Below are 20,693 nucleotides of genomic sequence, written 5' to 3'. Positions count from 1 at the left end.
AGATTTAGGTAGAGGCTTCTGTTAAATTTCTTATAAAGTTTTTCATTAATCTTTCAAGCATAGTGTTTTGACCGCTGGACCAATTATCAGGCATACCGGAGCCGGTCTCCGGAATGCCTGATTGAATAAACCTCAAATATGAAGGTTATTCCATGGATCCTGATCTTCTTGCCTACTTCCATGATATGATACCCCTTGAAATGTGCATTCTTGATTCAGGGCTCAATCTGATCTACGCCAATGAGGCACTGACAAAAAGTACAGGCATCCATGATTTTTCCGGAAGAAACATGAAAAGCCTGATTCCGGAGGCCCGGCTGGGCACCCTTCAGGTTCTTATGGAAAAATCGAAAAGGGAAAACAGGGAAATCCGATACAGGGCCGAAGGCCTGATCGGAGGAGAAGACAGGGAGGTTATTTTAAAATATCACCACGCAAGCCAGACTTTTTATGCTGTCCTTGTCTTAGATTCCTGCCAGCCCAGAAAAGAAAACAAGGATGCCCTGACCGGTCTTGCCACCCGGGAAATATTCATGGAAAGGGGAGGCCAACTCATTCACCATGCAAAACGTCATAAGACATGCCTGGCAATTATTTTCATGGATCTAAACGGCTTTAAACCAGTCAACGACACCTATGGCCACAAGGCCGGAGACATAGTTTTGAAGGTTATCTCCGAACGCCTGCTGGCCACCATCCGAAAAACCGACACACTGGCACGTTTCGGCGGGGATGAGTTCATCCTTGGGCTGTCGGATCTCAAGGCAGGTATCCATGCATCCCTTGGCGTAAGAAGGCTGATGAAGGCCGTTAATGAGCCCATTGATATAGGAGCTCAGATGGTTTCTGTTTCCGGAAGTTTCGGTATTTCTGTTTATCCGGATGATAACAATGATCTCAAAACCCTGATACGCTATGCGGATGAAGCCATGTATCAGGCTAAAACCAGAGGGCTTGGATATGCTTTCTTTTCCACCCCCCACAAAACCTCCGGTGAAAAAGAATCCGTATGAATCAGATGTTTCTTAAAAACGATGGGTAACCAGAATAAATATCGAAACAACCACTCAACTCAAAAGTATATGCTGTAATCGGTTGTGAAACCCTTTATCCGGAACAGGCAGGTATGGAAGAAGAAATTCTATCGAGGCTGGCTGAACGGCTTAACATGGATGTTTCCAGAACCATCAGGGAAACCTTAGAAAAATCCGTTGCCATTGAAGTGCAGAAGGCCCTTTCCCAAGCCATCAATGATGGTGAATTCTATCAGGGGATTTCCACGGATATCAAGGAAGGCCTTGAAGATCTGGTGAGGGAAATGCGTAAATTGCGCAGAGAAACTGGAGAAACCTCGGAGGAAGAGGCTCCGGGCGAAGCCTTCAACCAGACGGCCATGCAGCTGGAAGATATCCATGCCCGCACCGAAAATGCCACTTTTTCCATCATGGATATTGTGGAAAAGCAAATGGAAATCCTTGAGAAACAACGCAGCATCTGCATGGAAGGTAAAATCTCAGGGGAAGAGCTGGCATCCTTCATGGATACACTTCAGGATAATTTTTTTGAAATCCTAACGGCTTTAAGTTTTCAGGATCTCATCGGCCAGAAAATGAACAAGGTGATTATCTTCATCAGAAAAGTTGAAGAAATCATCAATCGTCTTTACCTTTCCCACAACCTGATGCTTCAGAACAAAGAAGCCAACCCGGACAAAAACACAAAAGAAATCCGGGAAGAGGTTCTTAACAAAATCTCCCAGGAAAACATTGATGCTCTCCTCTCCGAGTACGGGATCGACTGAGAACTGGCCGGAACGTAACTGTTCAGCACAGTTTTCAAGCACCATACCTGCAAGACAGATGCACAGACCCCAGGCTATTTGCCCGTGACGCAATCCGAAACGATTGCAATGTCACTTGCAAATAGCCACCTGCTGCAACTACAGCATTGGCAGTTTAGAATAAACTGTGCTGAATAATTAGGCTTTTTCTGTATCCATGATTTTTAAAATTGCCTCAAGAAAAACCTCCAGATCTTCCACAATTCCCAGATCCGCATGCTGAAAAAAAGGGGCTGTCTTTTCTTTGTTCACAGCAACCACAAAACCAGACCGGCCCATCCCCGCAAGGTGCTGGGAAGCACCGGAAATACCAAAGGCCACATAAAGCTCAGGTGCCACATCAGCCCCGGTTTCACCAATCTGACGGTCATAGGGCAGCATCCCTCCATCACAGACAGGACGGCTTCCGGCAAGGATACTTCCGGGAAGATATCTGCCAAATCTCCCTATCAGATCCATCTGAGAAGAGCCTTCAACACCTCTGCCCGCAGCCAGTACAATGCGGGCCTCCCGAAGCCCAGCAGCAACAGCTCCAGGCTCCTCTCCCAGAAAAGGTATGGATGCGCCGACCTGTGCCGCTTGAAAAACTTCTGTTTTACCGGGAATGTCTTTTTTTTCTGCGGGAGTAAAGGAACCGGGGCTGACAGTCAGAACGGCACTTTTTTTATGAAGCCGCATCCATAGCATACGCCTTCCACTCCATGTCTGACGGCCAAGGAGCATCCCATGGGCATCCTTTTCAAGGGCCCGCAGGGCCGGAATATAAGCAGCATCGCTCTGAAATGCCAGGGCAGGTGCCACACTGCGCCAGATACCTGCATCGGGCATCAGAATAAAATCAGGTTTTTCTGCTTTCCAAAAAGAATTTAAAACCTTTTGCCCGTATTCTGCTGAAAAATGCTTTTCCCCTGAATATTGAAAAATCTGCACTTCAACACCAAGGAGAGCAAGATCTCTTATCTGATGAGCTTCTCCACCAAAGGGCAGGAGAAAACGAATCCTTTTACCCTCATCCTCTCCGACAAGGAGACCTGCCAGACCCATAAGCTCTGCCCCTAGTGAAAAGATATCTCCCCTTCCCAGAACAATATCAAGCCGGGTCATGCGCCCTCCTTTGCAATACAAGCCTGAAGCCAGCCCCTTTGAATCAGTATATGAATAAAAGTCCCGGCTTTTTCTTCAATATTTCCCTCAAGGAAAGAAACTTTCCTGCTTGGTGGCGGCACTGTGAACTTTTCTGCCGAGACAGGAAATGCCACATCTTTTTCAGCAAAGTCCAGAAGTGGAATCTCTGCCTTGTCCGCCTTGAGCATCAAAGAAAGTTTTGGATATCTCGGACTGTAAATTCCAGTCTGCACAGTAATCAGGCATCCAAGGGGCAAGGCATATCGCAAACGCTTTCCGCCTTCGCCTTCACATAAAACTGAAAAACCTTCTCCATTAATCTCTATACCCATGGCCATGGTGAGAAATGGAAGATTCCCCGCAGTTGCCAGCATAGGACCAATGGCTGCATACATGCAATCTTCTCCCATGGCTCCGCAAAGAACCAGATCCGGCTTCAGTACAAATAAAGCCTCATGCAATGCCCTGGCAGTTTTCTGGAGATTTACCGGGTCCGGCTTGTGTTCCACACGAAAAGCAGCATCCGCACCCATGCCAAGGGATCGCCGCAGAACAGGCTCCCATGAAACCGGCCCCGCAGTCAAAACCGTAACCCTTCCCTCACCGGAACTCTCCCGAAGATTCAGAGCCGTCTCCACAGCCGCACTGTCCCAGTCACCCATATGCACGGAGCCAGAGGCATCGTCTTTTTGAAACGACCCCAGATCCGGCAGATGATCAGAAATTGCCTTTACACATACAACTATATGCATTTTCTTACCCCCTCGGATCTTTTTTCAGATATAAACCCTTCCCATCCATAACTCGGACCATGGAAAACCGGAAATACAGTTCAAGTCTCCGGCCGTATTTTCCGCCGTATGATTTTATCCGGATATTCAAGGACAACAACACGTATGGGCTTCATGATGGCATCCATTATCTTTACGCCAAAAACACAGATATCACTGCCATCCTGATACTGGGCGATGATTCCGTTACCCGCATACAGCTTGGGTTTTGTCGTTGCAAAGGGGGTTGGGTGGGTAATGAGAATATACTCGTTTTTTACCATCCCCACCAAACTGGCCTGAATTTTGATTGGAATATCAATACCCTCTATTTTCATTTTGAATATTGTTCCCGGTGTAATATTTAATCCCATTTTTTCAGTGCTTAGGGCTTTATAGGCTGTCATTATCATATCCCTGTCAGAAATTTCATTTCAGAATATATCCAAAGACCTATTTACCCTTACACATCATCCAAGACAATACCCAAATGATAAAGAAAGCATCTGTCTCGATACATAAAAAACCAGAAAACCATCCCTGTCAAATAAAAAAATCGAACGCTCGTTCTTTTTTTTTCTTGACCGCTGGATTTCCAGAGCATACTATCCTGTTCAACAAGTATTCAACAACTGTCACGCCAACCCTGGGAAAACAAAAATGGGCATGCTCTACCTTATCCGCCACGGACAGGCCTCCTTTGGAGAAGCTTGCTATGACAGACTTTCTCCCACAGGAGAAATTCAAGCAGCCCTTCTGGCTGACTACTTCAAAAAAACGAACTCAATTTTTGATGAAATCTTTTCAGGAAATCTCTCCCGTCAGAAAAAAACTGCGCAGATACTCATGCAAGAAATGCCAGACAATATCCATGCAACACAGCTCATACAAACACCCGCATTTGATGAGTACGATTCCGAAGGCGTTTTCCGGGAAATTCTTCCGGAAATACTTTCGGAAAATGAGAAAGCAGCCTCGGATTTTCAAAATATCATTCAGGATAAAGGGGCATTTCAGAGAATTTTAAGCGGGCTTCTGGACAGGTGGATGCACATGGAGGAAGGCGAGTATCCACTGGAAAGCTGGCACGAATTCAGGGAAAGAGTCCGAAGGGGTATTCTGGATCTGGATCTTCAGGGAAAAAAGAAAATTCTCATTGTCACATCCGGAGGCGTCATTGCCACCTGTATGCATCTTTTTCTTGAAATCCCTCCCAAAAAAGCCATGGACCTTTCCTGGCAATGTATGAATTCCTCCATGTCCATATGGATTGCAAAGGAAAAGGATTTCCGTCTCCACGCCTGGAACCATGCTCCCCATCTAGAAATATGCGGCAGGCAAGATTGGATCACCTACCGTTAATATAAACAACAGCAAAGGAGAAAATCATGGATTTTACAGTTTCCGACAAAATGCAGACTATTTTAAAAATGATCAATGAATTTGTGGAGAAAGAGCTTTTCCCTCTGGAAAAGGAATTTGTAAAAAAAGATTTCCATGAACTGCTCCCGCTTATCCGTGAAAAGCAGAAAATGGTCAAGGAAATGGAACTCTGGGCTCCCATCTATCCACCGGAACTGGGTGGTATGGGACTTTCCATGGTGGACCATGCCATGGTTTCCGAAGCCCTTGGCCGCTCCCCCCTCGGTCACTTTGTTTTCTGGTGCCAGGCCCCGGATGCGGGTAATGCGGAAATCCTTCACATGTATGGCACTAAAGAGCAGAATGAACGCTGGCTGGCTCCTCTGGTAAAGGGAGACATCCGGAGCTGCTTCGGCATGACCGAACCGGATATGCCAGGCTCCAACCCCGTCATGCTGGGAACAACGGCTGTCAGGGATGGCAGTGATTACATAATCAACGGCCACAAATGGTACACAACGGCCGCAGACGGTTCCCAGTTCTGCATTGTCATGGCCGTAACCAACCCCGAAGCCCCCACCTATGCCCAGGCCAGTATGATTATCGTGCCCACGGACACCCCCGGCTTCAATCTGGTACGCAACATTCCCGTCATGGGCCATGAGGGGACGGATTACGCCAGCCACGGAGAAATCCTGCTGCAAAACTGCAGGGTTCCTGCAGAAAATCTTCTGGGGGAGGAAGGACATGGTTTTATCATGGCCCAGGACAGGCTGGGACCGGGCCGGATCCACCATTGCATGCGCTGGCTGGGCATCTGCCACAGATCCTTTGATCTGATGTGCCAGAGGGCAAACTTCAGAAAAATCACCAGAGATGACCAGACCCTTGCCTCCCGTCATATTGTCCAGCAGTGGGTGGCGGAATCCGCAGCGGAAATTCAGTCGGCCCGCCTCATGACCCTCCATGCGGCATGGTGTATTGATCAGGTGGGGGCAGCCAAAGCAAGGGATGAAATATCCGCCATCAAATTTTACGTGGCCGGTATCATGCAGAAGGTTATTGACCGTGCCCTGCAGGTTCATGGGGGACTGGGGATGACCGATGACACCATCCTTGCCTACTTCTTCCGCCATGAACGGGCAGCCCGTATTTATGATGGTGCGGATGAGGTTCATAAAACAGCCATGGCCAGAAGAATTCTGAAACGGTACCTCTGATGAATTTCGAATCCTTTAAAACTAAACACGACACATCCATGGAGAGGGTGTGTCGGGAGCTCTTCCGGTCCGGAAGTGATTCCATACGGATCAAAAAAGAAGAAACCGCCGTTAAAAATCTCATGGCTATTCTGGAAGCAGCATTGAATCTTTCAGTAAAAAAAGGTTTTGATGCCATGAGTCTGCGGGATCTTCAGGCAGAATCCGGTCTGAGCATGGGCTGCCTCTACTCCTATTTCCCCGGCAAGGAGGCCCTGCTCCACATCATGCAGGATCAGGGGCGGAAATTTGTAATGGGGATTATGGCCGAAGCACTGGAAGAGCCAGCCCCTCCTGAAGAAAAACTGGAAATGGCCATCCGCACCCACATTTACCTGAGCGAAAACATGCAGAAATGGTTTTATTTTTCATATATGGAAACCAAAAATATGGGACGGGATGAAGCCAAAAAAGCCATTGAGAGCGAACTTCTTACGGAATCCATTTTTAGAGATATTCTGGAAGAAGGAGAAAAAGCAGGGGTCTTTTCCTTTGAGGATGCCAACCTGACCGCTGCCATGATCAAGGCCATGCTCCAGGACTGGTATCTCAAGCGCTGGAAATATAAAAATAGACAGATCCATGTGGATGAGTATGCAAACTTTCTCATCCGTTTTATCAGAAAAGCCCTGGTGCAGCCCTGATCAGGTGATCATCTCTTGTCATATAACACAAAGAAAAAACGAAAATGTTCAGCACAATTTATTCTGAAATTCCAATGCTATAATTGCAGCAGCTTCTTACTGTTGCAAGGCACCCTGGCTATTTGCCAGTGACATTGCAATCGTTTCGGATCAGAGCTTTGAAGGCCTGTGCGAAAGAAGCGGCAAACTGTCTGACCCGCCACAAAGGCAGTGTGCTTAAGCCTGCCATGGTAATAAAAAAGCGTATCCTGCCTGTAGCGGAGAGTTTTTGCCGCTTCCGCACAGGGCAAGAAGCTCCCGAATCCGGCACTCAAGATCCCTAAGCACTTTTGATCCCGTAAAGGGGCTTGCGTTTTTCAGCTTGAGTGCCGGATTGCGTCACAGACAAATAGCTTGGGGGCCTGTGCATCTGCCTGACAAAAATAGAAATTAGAAATTGTGCTGAACTGTGACCAAACATCCATTACAGGAAGAATGAATATGTCCATTCAGGATGAAGCCACGCAGGTGCGTTCCGGCGAGGAGCTTGATCTGAAAAAACTTTCCGTTTACCTGAAAGATCAGATTCCTCACCTTTCAGAAAATTTGGAAATTCAGCAGTTTCCCAGCGGATTTTCAAACCTGACCTACCTTCTCCATTCCGGAGACAAAGAAATGGTCCTGCGCCGTCCGCCCTTTGGTAAAAAGGCGAAAACGGCCCATGATATGGGCAGGGAATACAGAATTCTAAAAGCCCTGCGACCGGTTTTTCCCTATTGCCCGGAACCCCTCTGCTTTTGTGAAGATCCGGACATCATGGGATGTGACTTTTATGTGATGCAGAGAATTCCCGGTATCATTTTACGAAAGGAACTTCCTCGAGGTTTCAGCCTCCCGCCATCCCAGGCCTCAAAGCTCTGTGAGAATCTCGTATCCGTCCATGCCGACCTCCATAACCTTGACATCCGGGATGCAGGACTTGAAAATTTCGGAAAACCGGAAGGCTATGTAAAAAGACAGCTGGAGGGCTGGTCCCGCAGATTCCGTGATGCCCGTACACCTGATGTTCCGGCCTTTGAGGAAGTTATGGCATGGCTGGAGGAAAAACAGCCCGGAGATACGGACAGACCCTCAATCATCCATAATGACTTCAAGTTTGACAATGTTGTTCTGAATCCCAATGATCCCACGGAGATCATCGGCATTCTGGACTGGGAAATGGCCACCCTCGGCGATCCCCTAATGGACCTTGGCGCATCCATGGCCTACTGGATCAATAAAACAGACCCGGACTACCTGCAGCATACCCGACTGATGCCCACCACCCTTGAGGGTATGATGACACGGGAAGAGGTTGTGGCTGCCTATGCCGAAAAAACAGGCAGAAAAATCCATAATTTCGATTTTTACTATGTCTTCGGGCTTTTCCGTCTGTCCGTGATTGCCCAGCAGATCTACTATCGTTTTTACCATGGGCAGACTAAAGATCAGCGTTTTGCCTTTCTTGTTCATGCCGTTGGTTTTTTTGAAAAGGCATGCAAGGATGTCATGGATAAAAAATACTGAACAACCAATCCCTATGAAAGGAGTTCACATGCAGAATCTTTTCTCCCTTGAAAACAAAGTTGCCCTGATCACAGGTGCCAGCCGTGGCATTGGTGCTGCCATTGCAAACACCCTGGCTGCCCAGGGTGCCCACGTTGTCCTGTCCAGCAGAAAAGCCGAAGCACTGGAAGAAGTTGCCGGAGAAATACGGAAAAATGGCGGCAAAGCCACGGTCATGGCCTGCCATATGGGTCAGATTCCTGCTGTACGGGAACTTGTGGACAGAATTGAGCAGGAACTGGGACGCCTCGACATTCTTGTGGCCAATGCGGCCACCAATCCCTACTTCGGTGATCTTTTCGGAGTGGATGAGGGAGCATGGGACAAAATCATGGATGTGAATGTGAAGGGCCCCTTCTTTCTCATCCAGGCTGCGGCTAAAATCATGGATAAAAACGGAGGCGGTGCCGTTGTCACAGTAGCTTCAGTGAATGGTGTCAGCCCTGCCCTCTTTCAGGGAGCCTACTCCATATCCAAAGCGGCTGTAATTTCCATGACCAAGGCCTTTGCCAAGGAGCTGGCACCCCGAAATATCCGGGTGAACTCCCTGCTTCCCGGACTCACGGACACCAAGTTTGCCGGGGCCCTTATCAACAATGATGATATCAGGGAATACGCCGTCAAGCAGATTCCCATGGGCCGTTACGCCCAGCCGGGAGAAATGGCCGGGGCTGTGCTGTATCTGGTCAGTGATGCCTCAAGTTTCACCACGGGCACCACCCTGATCTGCGATGGCGGTCAGCTGGCCTGAAAAACCGATTTCTTTTCACCTTATCTTCTTTGCGGGGATAAGGTGAAAAGAAAAAATCCTCATCACTCGATATTGTATTTACTTAGGCGGTAGCGAATGGACCGAAATGTAATACCCAACAAATCCGCTGATTTCTGCTTGTTACCTCTGGTCAGGTCCAGGGCCTTTTCCAAATACCGTCTTTCAATACCTTCAAGGATTTCATCCAGCTGGACTCCTGAAGCCACATCCTCCATGGCTTCCGTATCCATAACAGCGCCATCTTCTTTCTGAATTTTACGTCTTTTATGAAAGGAGAGCGAGAGACTTTCGGGAAGAATAATATTGGTGGATGAAAGGGCGACGGAACGCTCAATGAGATTTTCAAGCTCCCTAACATTTCCCGGAAAATCATAGCGTTGGAGAAGATCAATGGCATAGGAGGAAAGCTTGGTAATGCCCTTTCCCATCTCCTTTGCATATTTATCGAGAAAATGCTGGGCCAGCATACGAAGATCTTCCTTACGCTCCCGCAAGGGCGGCAAACGGATTTCCACCACATTCAGACGGTAAAAAAGATCTTCGCGAAATTTACCAACAATAACAGCTTCTTCAAGACTACGGTTTGTTGCGGATATAATCCTGAAATCAACGGGAACTTCCTGGGTTCCGCCCACGGGGAGGATTTTACGTTCCTGAAGTGAACGGAGCAGCTTGACCTGCAGGGCCAGAGGCAGTTCCGAAATCTCATCCAGAAAAACAGTACCACCATCAGCGGCCTCAAAAAAACCCTTCTGGTCTGTATTTGCACCGGTAAAGGAGCCTCGTTTATGGCCAAAAAAAGCACTTTCCATGAGATTTTCCGGTATGCTTCCGCAATTGACCACCACAAAGGACTTGGAAGCTCTGGGGGATGAGTCATGGATGGCTCTGGCTATCAATTCTTTACCTGTACCGGATTCTCCTGAAATCAATACGCTGGTTCGGGTGGCTGCCACCTGGGTGATGCGCTCAAAAATACGCTGCATCTCCGGACTTTCACCAATAATCCGGCCAAAACGAAGCTTCTTTTCCATGGTATAGGCCATGGCCCTGCGTTCTTCTTCAAGGGTACGCATACTTAAGGCATTGCGGATTGTCAGCAGCAGTTCCTTGTTGGCAAAGGGCTTGGGCAGATAATCATAGGCTCCGGCATTCATGGCCTGCACGGCTGTTTCCGTTGTTGCATAGGCAGAAATAAGAATCACAGGGGCATCGGACTTTTTCGCCTTAGCTGCCCGCAGCACATCCAGCCCTGTCATATCCCCAAGGCGGATATCACTCAAGAGAAGATCATAGGGCGTTGTATCCAGACATTTCAGGGCAGCCGCACCATTTTCCGCTACGGTGACGTCATAGCCTTCCCTTGTCAGCATCACCTCAAGGAATTCCCGCATGCTGAGTTCATCATCCACCACCAGAATATGTTTATGCCCATGCTTTTCTTCACCCATAAAATTATCTCCCATACCACTTCATATCTTTACCCATCTTAATTATTCAGTACATTTTATCCTGAAGAATTGTTCATTAATTTTAAGATCTTGATTTCAGCAAAAGACAATCGGGCTGTTTGTAAGTGAGATTGCAATCGTTTCGGATCAGAGCTTAGAAGGCCTGTGCGAAAGAAGCGGCAAACTGTCTGAGCCGCCACAAAGGCAGCGTGCATAAACCTGCTATGGTAATAAAAAAGCTTATCCTGCCTGTGGCGGGGAGTTTTTGCCGCTTCCGCACAGGGCAAGAAGCTCCCGAATAAGATTGCGTCACGAACAAATGGCCCGGTTGTCTGTGCATCTGATTGAAGGTATTCGATTTGCCAAAGGAAAATTGTGCGGAATAGCAGCTCACTACCAATCAAACCTTATAAACTAACCGTCCGCCCACAATAGTTGCCACGGCCTGCCCCGTAAGCTGCCATCCCCCGAAGGGTGTATTCCTGCTTAAAGAGGCAAAGGATGCAGGTGCCACTTCCCAGGAAGCCTTAATATCCATCAGTGTCAGATCCGCAGGAGCTCCGGGAAGCAAATCATTATTCATACCAAGGATGCGGGCCGGATTTTTACTCATCAGGCGGATAAGATCTGCAAGGGATAAAAAACCATCATGCACCAGCTTAAGGGAAAGTCCAAGGGAGGTTTCAAGGCCTATGATACCATTGGGAGCCTCATCAAAGGGAACCTCCTTTTCCATAGATGCATGGGGCGCATGGTCCGTGGCAATACAGTCCAGGGTTCCATCCTGCAAACCTTCAATAATGGCCTGGCGGTCCGCTTCACTGCGCAGAGGCGGATTCATTTTAGCCAGGGTATCATAATCGCCCACAGCTTCTTCCGTAAGGGTAAAATAATGGGGTGCCGTTTCTGCCGTCACCTGAACACCCCTTGCCTTGGCATGACGAATGGCCCGTACCGACTCCCGGGTGCTGACATGGGCAATGTGGACCCGGCTGCCGGTCAGTTCAGCAAGACCTATTTCCCTTTCCACCATAAGGTACTCGGAAATATTGGGAATACCTCCAAGGCCCAGCCTCGTCGCCACCGTTCCCTCATTCATCACACCGCCAGCCACAAGACTCAGATCTTCACAATGAGATATTATAAAAAGATCAAAAGCCTGGGCATACTCCATGGCCCTGCGCATGGTCTGTCCATCCAGAACGGGCATTCCGTCATCACTCAGGGCAATAGCACCGGCACCCTTGAGATCGGCATATTCATTCAACTGCTGCCCCCCAAGCCCTCCGGTAATGGCGGCCACGGGGTAGACCCTTGCAAGACCGGCTTTCTCTGCCTGCTGCACAATCCAGGATGTGATTCCAGCATTATCATTCACAGGTCGGGTATTGGGCATACAGCATACCGCCGTAAATCCGCCCCTTACGGCAGCGCGGCAACCACTTTCTATGGTTTCCTTATATTCCTGCCCCGGTTCCCTGAGGTGAACATGCATATCAATCAAACCCGGTGTCACAAAAAGCCCCTCAGCATCCAGAATCTCGTCCGCCTTTTCCATGTATGCGCCGGGTTCCGTTACAGCCTCAATCCGACCATCAAGAATCCAGATATCCCGCAACCCGTCAATGTGGCCAGGATCCAGAACGTGGCCGTTTTCAATCTTCATCCGCATTGCGTACTCCTCCTGCCAGGAGATAAAAAAGGGCCATTCTAAGGGCCACACCGTTTTCCACCTGATCCAGAATGGCTGAACGGGGGCCGTCCGCCACTGCATCGGAAATTTCCACTCCCCGGTTCATGGGACCGGGATGGAGAACCACTGCATCGGAATGGGCCATGGACAATCTCTTTTCATTAAGCCCGAATTCCCTAGCATACTCCCTTTCCGTAGAAAAAAGAACATTATTCATACGTTCCTTCTGCATACGGAGCATCATGACCACATCGGCATCCTCCAGCGCCCTATCCACGGAAAAAAAAGCCTTTACCCCATAACTTTCAATACCCTTGGGTATCATGGTCGGCGGTCCCGCCACCCGCACCTCAGCCCCCATCTTCACAAGACCTTCCATATTGGACCTTGCCACACGGCTGTGGGCAATATCTCCGATAATGGCCACCTTCAGTCCGGCAATACGGCCTTTTTTCTCACGGATGGTCATCATGTCCAAGAGTGCCTGGGTCGGGTGAGCATGCCTGCCATCACCGGCATTTATCACCCCGCATTTCAGATGTCCTGCAATAAAACGGGCTGCGCCGGAAGTACCATGGCGCATGACCACCACATCGGGCTGCATGGCCTCAAGGGTTTTTACCGTATCCAGAAGACTTTCACCCTTAGCCATGCTTGAACCGCTTTTGGCAAGAGCAATAACATCAGCACTCAGACGCTTACCTGCAATATCAAAGGAAGTCTTTGTCCTTGTACTGGCTTCATGGAAAAAAAGGATCAGGGTCTTACCCCGCAAGGTGGGAACCTTTTTCACAGGTCTTAAGGAAATCTCCTTCATGCCCTGAGCCGTATCCAGAATATGGGTAATTTCCTCCACAGAAAGGGAGGCAATATCCAGAATGTCTTTTCTGCTGAAATACATACCCCTCCAATGCCCCTGAAAAACAGGGGCTTACTTCAGGAAATAAAATTCCCCAGCCGATCCCAGCGGGGCCGCATACTCTCTCCATCCCAGGACCAGTATATCATAAAGGCCCGCCCCTTCAGCTCCCGGATATCTACATACCCCCAGAAACGGCTGTCGCTGCTGCTGTCCCTGTTGTCCCCCATGGTAAACAGCTTGCCTTCGGGAACCCGGACGGGTCCCATATTATCCCTTGGGGTGATTTCTCTGCGATACACAGTTGTATCCACATGCCAAGCATATGGTTCATCCGGCACCACTTCACCATTTCTGTAAAGCTGTTTATTCCGGATTTCAATCACATCTCCTTCAACACCCACAACACGCTTGATAAAATCCTTGCTACTGTCTTCGGGATAGGCAAAAACAATCACATCTCCATGGGAAGGCATCTTTCCGCCTAAAACCGCTTCTCCGAAAAAGGGAACATTCAGGCCATAGGCCAGCTTATTGACAAGGATATGATCCCCAATCTGAAGGGTCTCCAGCATGGAACCCGAAGGAATTTTAAAGGCCTGAACCGCAAAAGTCCGGATCAGAAGGGCCAGAACCACAGCAATGACAATGGCTTCAACATTCTCACGCCAGACGGAAGCCTTTGGTGGCTTTACCTGCATATTTTCTGCGTTTGTCTGAGTTTTCACACAAAACACCTTCGTCAATGGTCAAGTATAAAAGGAAGCAGGATTCAAGGCTCTCTGTTTTTTCCTGCATAAAAAACCCTCTTTATATACGCTAAAGAGGGTAAAAATAATTAAGAAGGTCCGGGAAGAAGGAACTGGGGTTCTCCCAGAAAAAACTTACCCCTTTCTATCCATTCTTTTAAAATGAAAGCAACCTCTCTGGCCTTGACCATGCTGGAAAGGGGAACAGTGGGAATCACCTTGCCATCCACCGTAATGCTACCGCTTTTCAGTTCTTCATAACTCACCTGTCCATAGCTGCGGGAAACACCATTGGGATAATCCATGGCATAATCAACCACCTGGGTAAAAATATCCGAATCCTTTACTCCAGTAAACCGGGCCATCTCCTCATTAAGAATGGGAATGGGAATACCCAGACCAAGGGAAAGGGTACAGCCATACCCCCGCATGCTGGCTCCCCGTAACCACTCGGACTTCATCTGTTTCATATCACCCATCACAAAAAGGGTACCCGCAGGCGTTGTGGGAACGCCCTGTTCCGTTCGTGGTGCCTGGGGCTTATGCTGGGTTCCCCACCAGGTGACATACCCCACCCCCCCGCCGAGAAAAATCCGGGTTCCAAGGCCGATGGTCCGGTAACAGGGATCGTTCATAAGGGGACTTAAGGCACCGGCACTGCAGTAATTGGCATTTCCCATTCTGGGTTTCAAGGTACCCATATAGGTATAAATGGTTTTTTTGGTAGTATTGATGGCACAGTTGTAATTCTGATACCCGTTTCTCGGATTGCAGAGAAGGGCCTGGGGAAGATCTGCAAGGGTCAGATCCTTTTCAAAGAAACGATTGGGATAGCAGGTTGTTCCATATCCTTCCGAACGCATATGCACTGTTTTTCCCGCAACAAGATCCTCAATAACATGGCCTCCCCCATAATTGAAGTTACCGGGATAAACCTTATTCAGGGGATCTTCCTCTGTAGGTTCCGTAGCACCGATGTAGCAGTCCACAGCGGCCAGTCCCCCATAGGCTGGCACACCATTGAACCAGGTTTTAGAAGCCTTTATGGTCGGCTGGGCATGGCCAAAATTGATAAAGGCACCGGAAGAGCACATGGGAGCAAAGGTTCCGGTAGTGACTACATCAACCCTCTGGGCAGCCTTGACAGGCCCATCATTTTCTACAATATCAATCATTTCCTCTGCGGTAACAACCACGGCCCTGCCTGCGGCAATTTTATCATTGATCTCGCGGTATGTCTTATTCACCTCAAAAGTTCCCATGCCGATCCTTTCCTCATAAAGCTGTTCGCCATCAGACCCAAAATTATATACGCAGCCCTAAATACCGGCTTCAATATCACGAAGTTTTGATAAAATATTGTTCTCCACCCAATTGGCATCCAGCCACTCAATGGGGTTCACAAAGGTGTTATGAACAATAACACCAAAATGCAGATGATCCCCTCCTGCCATACCCGTAAGACCCGTCAGGCCCAGCGTATCTCCCCGCTTTACGCGATCCCCCACAGCAACATCAATCTGACTCATATGGGCATAGTGGGTAAAAAGGCCGCATCCATGATCCAGAATAACATTTCTGCCATAAATGCCAACGGTTTCTGTCATCACCACCTTGCCCGAAGCCGCTGCAGGAACGGGAGACTGGGCAATGGAGGCAAGATCCAGACCCATATGGAACTGCCGGTCTATCTCCCGACCATTATGGTAGTAGATTCGCCTGTCCGCAAAACCACCCCTGTTGGCAGCCGCAGGCAGGGGAAGAAAATGCCTGTCCCATAAAACGGCTGATTCTGATTTCTCGGTAGCGGCAAAAATAACCTTTTCATTTTTATCCCTCAAAAGGTTATTCACCTTAAGAAATTTTTCCAGCGGAGAATCCGGATCTCCTCCCGGAATCTGAAACTCGGGCATTTTCCAGTTGAGAAAACGATCACTGATATTGATTTTATCTTCGGGGAAACGTCTTGCATTCACGTGGTGGGGAAAACCAGCCCGTCCTTTGTTACCGGCAAAATCTTCGGCCACGATAAATATCTCCGAACCGGATCCCGGCTCATGGTGCAATCCAAAAAAAGCCAGGTAAACATCCTTATTCGGACCAAACCCGCCATAACCGGGGAAAAAATTACCATCCACCTTGACACCGCTGCGTACCACAGGTTCGGAAAGGCGATAGCCCACAAGCCCTGCCCCCCCCTGGGCAAGGTAATGACGCCTTGTCACCACACGAATCTCCGGTGGCCGGGTATCCACCCGGATCTCCCTTTCCAGATAAGCCACATTACCTTTGAATCCCCCCCGCAGTGATGCATCCCGAACACGGACTCTTAAAGTACCCACACCATCGGAAATACCCAGCTCAGAAGGCTTGAAGGCGAAATCCATACGGACATGATCCACACCTGTGGCACCCAGAAAAGAACTGGCCGGGAAAGATTTTTGCTCAAGAACATGATCTCTGCCATCTTTATAAAAGGAAACCTGAACTTCCTTAACCCCCCGGCCTTTGTCCTTCACTTCAAGGGAAAGAGCCTCTTTTTCTCCTATGCTGTCGGACACAAGATCCATGGATATCACTGGCGTACTTCCTTCAAAACAGGTAAAAACCAGCCAGCCGATACCGCCTATAAGAAGCCCCATAAGGGGCAGAAACAGCCACCCCCTGCTTTTTTTTTCTTTGCTTTTCATTTTCCCTTACCCCTCCCTCAATAAATTTCCAATGCTTTATTCCGGTCGCATTCATAACAGCTCACTTATGGGGAATCAAGGGCATAAGAAGGAAAAACAAAGAAGACCTGACGATGGACGAAGGCATCGGCTTGACTTTTGCATATGGGGGCGTTAGGAATACCTTCAAGAAAAAAACAATCTCTGCTGCAGCCAGAAAAAATAGAAAGAGACACCATGACAACCAAATTGCAAGAATTACCATATTTTTCTTCAAAAACAGAAATTTCCATGCTGCTCATTGCAGGCCCCTGCGCCATTGAAAGCCTGGATCTCTGCCTCTATATTGCAGAATTCCTTAAAAATGAAGCAGAAAAAAGACAGCTCCCCTTCATTTTCAAAGCTTCCTTTGACAAAGCCAACCGCAGCAGCATCAACTCCTTCCGCGGACCGGGCATGGATGAAGGCCTTCGTATACTGGAAACCGTACGCAAGAGATTCGAGGTTCCCGTTATTTCAGATATTCATCTCCCTGAGCAGGCAGATGCAGCCGCAGAAGTTCTTGATATAATACAGATCCCAGCCTTTCTCTGCCGCCAGACAGACCTTCTTGCGGCTGCAGCCCGTACCGGAAAACCCGTAAACGTGAAAAAAGGTCAGTTCCTTGCTCCTTGGGATATGAAAAATGTGGTCACAAAATTAAAGGAATCCGGTGCCAGCAAAATTATGCTTACGGAACGGGGAGCAAGCTTTGGCTACAACAATCTTGTGGTGGATTTCCGCAGCATCCCCATCCTGAAAAGCTTTGGTTATCCTGTTATTTTCGATGCCACCCACAGCGTACAGCTTCCCGGAGGCTCCGGCACCCATTCCTCAGGCCAGAGAGAATTTGCTCCTGTACTGGCCCGCAGTGCCATGGCAGCAGGAGCCGACGGACTTTTCATTGAAGTACATCCTGAGCCGGAAAAAGCCCTCTGCGATGGTGCAAACTCCCTGCATCTTTCAACCCTTCCCGGCCTTCTGGATCAGCTATGTGCCATTAAAGCCATACTTGGAGAATCCCCCGCATGAACTCTTCCCTTGCCGACATCTCCCTGCTGCTGCTGGACGTTGATGGCATCCTCACCACAGGCTCCGTCATTTATAGCGACAGCGGCGAAGAAACAAAGGTCTTTAATGTGAAAGACGGCCTTGGGCTTCGAATGCTTATGGATGCCGGAATCAAGGTGGGCATTGTTACAGGCAGGGCAGCACCCGCCCTGCGTCACAGACTGAAAAACTTAAACATTGAGCTGATATGGGACGGCGTAAAGGACAAGGCAGCCATTCTTCCTGAAATAACAAAAAAAACAGCCATTCTGCCGGAAGCCATGGCATTCATGGGGGATGATCTCCCGGATATGGGATTGATGAAACGGGTTGGCGTCTCCATCAGCGTTTGGGATGCAGCTTCAGAAGTACGTGAGATGGCAGACTTTACCACAAAAGCCTGCGGCGGCTGTGGTGCCGTACGGGAAGTCTGCGAGGCCATTCTTAAGGAAAAAGGACTCTGGACCGCCATCCTGGAACCCTTTCAGAAATGAAGCCCGGCTACCGGAAAAGACGTTTTCTGCTTTTTTTTGTAAGCGGCCTGATCCTCACAACCGCCATCCTGTTTATGGTAGAACGGTTTCGTACTCCACTGCCACCGGATTCTCTTCTGCAGCGCTCCGATATTACCCTGACCCGATTCCGCCATACAGCAACGGAAGAGGGCAAAGTTGTCTGGACCCTCTCCGCAGAAAGGGCAGATTATGACCGAAAGGCAGATGCTGCAGCTCTGGAAGTGGTTAAGGCCACCTATATGACAAAAGATAATATCCCTATCCTGGCCTATGCACTTTCAGGTTTCGTAAATATCCATACCAAGGATATGCTACTCGAAGGATCAGTAAAAATAGAACACCCTGAATATACAGCTAAAAGCGAAAAAATGGAATACATAGCCAAAGAAAACCTCATCCTGTCACCAAAACCCGTAACCGTGGAAAGCGAAGGACTCCTGATCATCTCAGACACCCTGTCCTATAGTATCTCAGACGGCTTGATACACTTCATAGGCAATGTGAAAGGAAAGCTCCATGGCTCCATGCCATCCCCATAAGACAGCTCCTGCCCTCTTCTGGCCACAATCGATGAAAATGCTGAGTTACCACTGTGGTCAAAGGACCGGACCCACCGCTAAATCAGTCCTCCAAAAACCAAAGTATGACACAGCTTTTTTTCTAAGAGTCTTTTTCGTCATGTTCTGTTTTTTTTATCCTTTCAACCTTTCAGCGGATTCATCACCCTCCATTCATTTTGAAAGCAGACAACAGACCTGGGATACGAAATCCAGAAAAATTCTGATGGAAGGAGAAGCTAAAATTTCAGGAAACCACGAAAGCTTAGAGGCAGAAAAGATCCATATCTTTTTTTACCCCATGGATACGGGAAAACAGCTGTCCGCAGAAAGCCTGAAAAGCCTTAAAGCCGAAGGGAAGGTCCGTCTTAGCAGCGAAGATATCCATGCCACGGCAGATACGGCCCTTTATGAAAGCCAGACCCAAAAGCTTCTGCTTGAAGGTTTCCCTGCAGAAATTCTGCACACGGATCTGCATATCCGTGGCAACATAATCCGTTTTGACCGTATTCAAAATCAGATGGAAGTGGAAGGCAGCCAGGAAACACCCACAACCCTCAGAGAAACAGCCACTGAAAGCGTGGAAACCTCCCCCATGGCTGCAAGGGCCATGATGCAGCACTGGGATTTGAACGCAAAGATTCTTATTCTGCATGACAAGGTCCACATGAGCCAGGCTGAAATGAATATCATGGCTGACACCATGACCCTTTACTACAGAAGTGAAGAAAAAAAGGAGCATGAAACAGACCATACCCCCCCTGGAATTGAAAAGGCCATTGCCAAAGGCCATGTAAGACTGACCCATGCCGATGGACATGCCCTTGGAGAAAAGGCTGTATACACAAGCACAGATGAAATAATCATACTCACGGGAAACCCGGCACGAATGGAACGCGATGGGAATATACTTCAGGGTCCTGAGATCCGTTTCAACCGCAGAACCGGTGAGATCGAAATTTCAGGTGGAGCTTCAGGGTCCCTTTTCCCGGGATCCGATGCCGCCCCTTTCTGAAATCAGGAGATCTTCCATGGCCTTATTACAACTCCAGCAGCTTGAAAAAAAATACGGCGACCGGAAAGTGGTGGACGGGGTATCCCTTCATGTGGAAAGCAGACAGGTCATCGGTCTCCTCGGTCCCAACGGAGCCGGAAAAACAACCACATTTTACATGGCCGTGGGATTGATCCGGCCCGATGGAGGCAGGGTTTTCCTTGACGATAAAGACCTGACGGATTATCCCATGTATATGCGAGCACGCCATGGCATAGGGTATCTGCCCCAGGAAGCTTCCATATTCAGAAAACTTTCCGTTCTGGAGAATATACTGATCATCCTTGAAAATCTGGATATGGGTCGTTGGGAACGCAGGCAGAAGGCAGAATCCCTTCTGGATGAACTGGGTATACGTCATCTAGCCCCTCAGATGGCCACGGTTCTCTCCGGGGGAGAAAGAAGACGGCTTGAAATTGCAAGGGTTTTGTGTACAGATCCATCCTTTGTTCTTCTGGATGAACCCTTTGCAGGGGTTGATCCCATGGCTGTCAGTGATATACAGAACATCATTAACTATCTGACCCACCGGGGTATAGGTGTTCTGATTTCTGACCATAACGTACGGGAAACTCTGGGTGTCTGCGATCATGCCTACATCCTGCATTCAGGCAAGGTGGTGGAATCAGGATCGCCTGCTGCCATCGCCGCAAGTCCCGTAGCCCGAAAAACCTACTTAGGAGACGGATTCCGGTTATAAA

General features: G+C 48.6%; 22 protein-coding genes. 12 read left to right on the top strand and 10 right to left on the bottom strand.

What is annotated here, in order from left to right:
* Window positions 1-152 precede the first annotated feature (152 nt).
* On the top strand, window positions 153-1,013 hold the full coding sequence (locus FIM25_RS03115; RefSeq protein ID WP_139446174.1) for a GGDEF domain-containing protein: 861 nt from the start codon (window positions 153-155) through the stop codon (window positions 1,011-1,013).
* A gap of 113 nt (window positions 1,014-1,126) precedes the next feature.
* Complete coding sequence (locus FIM25_RS03110; RefSeq protein WP_139446172.1) at window positions 1,127-1,801, top strand: protein phosphatase CheZ; 675 nt, start codon at window positions 1,127-1,129, stop codon at window positions 1,799-1,801.
* A 177-nt stretch (window positions 1,802-1,978) separates the two neighbouring features.
* Here FIM25_RS03110 and FIM25_RS03105 read toward each other — a convergent pair whose 3' ends face one another.
* The 3 genes from FIM25_RS03105 to FIM25_RS03095 form a co-directional block, all read right to left on the bottom strand.
* A complete protein-coding gene (locus tag FIM25_RS03105; RefSeq protein WP_139446170.1) occupies window positions 1,979-2,944 on the bottom strand; it encodes an electron transfer flavoprotein subunit alpha/FixB family protein in 966 nt (321 codons plus the stop codon).
* Window positions 2,941-3,717, bottom strand: coding sequence for an electron transfer flavoprotein subunit beta/FixA family protein (locus FIM25_RS03100; RefSeq protein WP_139446167.1), 777 nt, complete (start codon window positions 3,715-3,717; stop codon window positions 2,941-2,943). Before FIM25_RS03100 ends, FIM25_RS03105 begins: the two co-directional genes overlap by 4 nt.
* Before the next feature lie 80 nt (window positions 3,718-3,797).
* The gene (locus FIM25_RS03095) at window positions 3,798-4,142 is read right to left on the bottom strand and encodes a flagellar brake domain-containing protein (RefSeq protein ID WP_179953119.1); all 345 of its coding nucleotides are present in this window, start codon (window positions 4,140-4,142) and stop codon (window positions 3,798-3,800) included.
* A gap of 253 nt (window positions 4,143-4,395) precedes the next feature.
* Here FIM25_RS03095 and FIM25_RS03090 point away from each other — a divergent pair, with 253 nt between their 5' ends.
* From FIM25_RS03090 to FIM25_RS03070, 5 genes are all read left to right on the top strand, one after another.
* Complete coding sequence (locus FIM25_RS03090; protein ID WP_139446161.1) at window positions 4,396-5,097, top strand: histidine phosphatase family protein; 702 nt, start codon at window positions 4,396-4,398, stop codon at window positions 5,095-5,097.
* A gap of 26 nt (window positions 5,098-5,123) precedes the next feature.
* Window positions 5,124-6,317, top strand: coding sequence for an acyl-CoA dehydrogenase family protein (locus FIM25_RS03085; RefSeq protein ID WP_139446158.1), 1,194 nt, complete (start codon window positions 5,124-5,126; stop codon window positions 6,315-6,317).
* Window positions 6,317-7,000, top strand: coding sequence for a TetR/AcrR family transcriptional regulator (locus tag FIM25_RS03080; RefSeq protein ID WP_246051983.1), 684 nt, complete (start codon window positions 6,317-6,319; stop codon window positions 6,998-7,000). The genes FIM25_RS03085 and FIM25_RS03080 overlap by 1 nt, the downstream gene beginning before the upstream one ends.
* Before the next feature lie 480 nt (window positions 7,001-7,480).
* Window positions 7,481-8,545, top strand: a complete 1,065-nt coding sequence (locus FIM25_RS03075) for a phosphotransferase family protein (RefSeq protein WP_139446156.1) — start codon at window positions 7,481-7,483, stop codon at window positions 8,543-8,545.
* Window positions 8,546-8,573: 28 nt separating this feature from the next.
* Window positions 8,574-9,335 (top strand): SDR family oxidoreductase, encoded by a 762-nt coding sequence (locus FIM25_RS03070; protein WP_139446154.1) that lies wholly within the window; start codon window positions 8,574-8,576, stop codon window positions 9,333-9,335.
* 62 nt (window positions 9,336-9,397) lie between these two features.
* Here FIM25_RS03070 and FIM25_RS03065 read toward each other — a convergent pair whose 3' ends face one another.
* From FIM25_RS03065 to FIM25_RS16985, 7 genes are all read right to left on the bottom strand, one after another.
* On the bottom strand, window positions 9,398-10,822 hold the full coding sequence (locus FIM25_RS03065) for a sigma-54-dependent transcriptional regulator (protein WP_246051981.1): 1,425 nt from the start codon (window positions 10,820-10,822) through the stop codon (window positions 9,398-9,400).
* Between the two features lie 385 nt (window positions 10,823-11,207).
* Complete coding sequence (locus FIM25_RS03060; RefSeq protein WP_139446150.1) at window positions 11,208-12,479, bottom strand: dihydroorotase; 1,272 nt, start codon at window positions 12,477-12,479, stop codon at window positions 11,208-11,210.
* A complete protein-coding gene (locus FIM25_RS03055) occupies window positions 12,463-13,401 on the bottom strand; it encodes an aspartate carbamoyltransferase catalytic subunit (protein WP_139446148.1) in 939 nt (312 codons plus the stop codon). The genes FIM25_RS03060 and FIM25_RS03055 overlap by 17 nt, the downstream gene beginning before the upstream one ends.
* 35 nt (window positions 13,402-13,436) lie before the next feature.
* Entirely contained in the window at window positions 13,437-14,087 is a 651-nt protein-coding gene (gene lepB, locus FIM25_RS03050; protein WP_342774316.1) for a signal peptidase I, read from the bottom strand.
* Window positions 14,088-14,197: 110 nt separating this feature from the next.
* Window positions 14,198-15,370 (bottom strand): homocysteine biosynthesis protein, encoded by a 1,173-nt coding sequence (locus FIM25_RS03045; RefSeq protein ID WP_139446146.1) that lies wholly within the window; start codon window positions 15,368-15,370, stop codon window positions 14,198-14,200.
* A gap of 57 nt (window positions 15,371-15,427) precedes the next feature.
* Window positions 15,428-16,798: a M23 family metallopeptidase gene (locus FIM25_RS03040; protein ID WP_139446144.1), complete on the bottom strand. Its 1,371-nt coding sequence runs from the start codon at window positions 16,796-16,798 to the stop codon at window positions 15,428-15,430.
* A gap of 65 nt (window positions 16,799-16,863) precedes the next feature.
* Window positions 16,864-17,079 carry a hypothetical protein gene (locus tag FIM25_RS16985; protein WP_179953081.1) on the bottom strand — a complete coding sequence of 72 codons (216 nt, stop codon included), beginning with the start codon at window positions 17,077-17,079 and terminating at the stop codon, window positions 16,864-16,866.
* On the opposite strand from FIM25_RS16985, the gene kdsA reads away from it, so the two are divergent.
* From kdsA to lptB, 5 genes are all read left to right on the top strand, one after another.
* Entirely contained in the window at window positions 17,069-17,848 is a 780-nt protein-coding gene (gene kdsA / locus FIM25_RS03035; protein WP_246051979.1) for a 3-deoxy-8-phosphooctulonate synthase, read from the top strand. The genes FIM25_RS16985 and kdsA overlap by 11 nt on opposite strands.
* Window positions 17,845-18,360, top strand: coding sequence for a KdsC family phosphatase (locus FIM25_RS03030; protein ID WP_139446140.1), 516 nt, complete (start codon window positions 17,845-17,847; stop codon window positions 18,358-18,360). Before kdsA ends, FIM25_RS03030 begins: the two co-directional genes overlap by 4 nt.
* Window positions 18,357-18,920 carry an LPS export ABC transporter periplasmic protein LptC gene (gene lptC / locus FIM25_RS03025; RefSeq protein WP_139446138.1) on the top strand — a complete coding sequence of 188 codons (564 nt, stop codon included), beginning with the start codon at window positions 18,357-18,359 and terminating at the stop codon, window positions 18,918-18,920. Before FIM25_RS03030 ends, lptC begins: the two co-directional genes overlap by 4 nt.
* A gap of 139 nt (window positions 18,921-19,059) precedes the next feature.
* Complete coding sequence (locus tag FIM25_RS03020; RefSeq protein WP_179953118.1) at window positions 19,060-19,953, top strand: LptA/OstA family protein; 894 nt, start codon at window positions 19,060-19,062, stop codon at window positions 19,951-19,953.
* Between the two features lie 16 nt (window positions 19,954-19,969).
* Entirely contained in the window at window positions 19,970-20,692 is a 723-nt protein-coding gene (gene lptB, locus FIM25_RS03015) for an LPS export ABC transporter ATP-binding protein (RefSeq protein WP_139446134.1), read from the top strand.
* The last annotated feature ends 1 nt before the right edge of the window (window position 20,693 follow it).

Origin of the sequence: Desulfobotulus mexicanus, assembly GCF_006175995.1 — a bacterium.
In the GTDB taxonomy this organism is placed as follows: Bacteria; Desulfobacterota; Desulfobacteria; order Desulfobacterales; family ASO4-4; genus Desulfobotulus; species Desulfobotulus mexicanus.
Note: the sequence above shows the minus strand (reverse complement) of the source record. Positions and strands in the feature narration are given on the sequence as shown.

What these genes read in the sequence shown, in the direction of transcription:
- FIM25_RS03115 (WP_139446174.1), top strand. Translation starts at nt 153, where the DNA reads ATGGATCCTGATCTTCTTGCCTACTTCCATGATATGATACCCCTTGAA.
- FIM25_RS03110 (WP_139446172.1), top strand. Translation starts at nt 1,127, where the DNA reads ATGGAAGAAGAAATTCTATCGAGGCTGGCTGAACGGCTTAACATGGAT.
- FIM25_RS03105 (WP_139446170.1), bottom strand. Translation starts at nt 2,944, where the DNA reads ATGACCCGGCTTGATATTGTTCTGGGAAGGGGAGATATCTTTTCACTA.
- FIM25_RS03100 (WP_139446167.1), bottom strand. Translation starts at nt 3,717, where the DNA reads ATGCATATAGTTGTATGTGTAAAGGCAATTTCTGATCATCTGCCGGAT.
- FIM25_RS03095 (WP_179953119.1), bottom strand. Translation starts at nt 4,142, where the DNA reads ATGACAGCCTATAAAGCCCTAAGCACTGAAAAAATGGGATTAAATATT.
- FIM25_RS03090 (WP_139446161.1), top strand. Translation starts at nt 4,396, where the DNA reads ATGGGCATGCTCTACCTTATCCGCCACGGACAGGCCTCCTTTGGAGAA.
- FIM25_RS03085 (WP_139446158.1), top strand. Translation starts at nt 5,124, where the DNA reads ATGGATTTTACAGTTTCCGACAAAATGCAGACTATTTTAAAAATGATC.
- FIM25_RS03080 (WP_246051983.1), top strand. Translation starts at nt 6,317, where the DNA reads ATGAATTTCGAATCCTTTAAAACTAAACACGACACATCCATGGAGAGG.
- FIM25_RS03075 (WP_139446156.1), top strand. Translation starts at nt 7,481, where the DNA reads ATGTCCATTCAGGATGAAGCCACGCAGGTGCGTTCCGGCGAGGAGCTT.
- FIM25_RS03070 (WP_139446154.1), top strand. Translation starts at nt 8,574, where the DNA reads ATGCAGAATCTTTTCTCCCTTGAAAACAAAGTTGCCCTGATCACAGGT.
- FIM25_RS03065 (WP_246051981.1), bottom strand. Translation starts at nt 10,822, where the DNA reads ATGGGAGATAATTTTATGGGTGAAGAAAAGCATGGGCATAAACATATT.
- FIM25_RS03060 (WP_139446150.1), bottom strand. Translation starts at nt 12,479, where the DNA reads ATGCGGATGAAGATTGAAAACGGCCACGTTCTGGATCCTGGCCACATT.
- FIM25_RS03055 (WP_139446148.1), bottom strand. Translation starts at nt 13,401, where the DNA reads ATGTATTTCAGCAGAAAAGACATTCTGGATATTGCCTCCCTTTCTGTG.
- FIM25_RS03045 (WP_139446146.1), bottom strand. Translation starts at nt 15,370, where the DNA reads ATGGGAACTTTTGAGGTGAATAAGACATACCGCGAGATCAATGATAAA.
- FIM25_RS03040 (WP_139446144.1), bottom strand. Translation starts at nt 16,798, where the DNA reads ATGAAAAGCAAAGAAAAAAAAAGCAGGGGGTGGCTGTTTCTGCCCCTT.
- kdsA (WP_246051979.1), top strand. Translation starts at nt 17,069, where the DNA reads ATGCTGCTCATTGCAGGCCCCTGCGCCATTGAAAGCCTGGATCTCTGC.
- FIM25_RS16985 (WP_179953081.1), bottom strand. Translation starts at nt 17,079, where the DNA reads ATGAGCAGCATGGAAATTTCTGTTTTTGAAGAAAAATATGGTAATTCT.
- FIM25_RS03030 (WP_139446140.1), top strand. Translation starts at nt 17,845, where the DNA reads ATGAACTCTTCCCTTGCCGACATCTCCCTGCTGCTGCTGGACGTTGAT.
- lptC (WP_139446138.1), top strand. Translation starts at nt 18,357, where the DNA reads ATGAAGCCCGGCTACCGGAAAAGACGTTTTCTGCTTTTTTTTGTAAGC.
- FIM25_RS03020 (WP_179953118.1), top strand. Translation starts at nt 19,060, where the DNA reads ATGTTCTGTTTTTTTTATCCTTTCAACCTTTCAGCGGATTCATCACCC.
- lptB (WP_139446134.1), top strand. Translation starts at nt 19,970, where the DNA reads ATGGCCTTATTACAACTCCAGCAGCTTGAAAAAAAATACGGCGACCGG.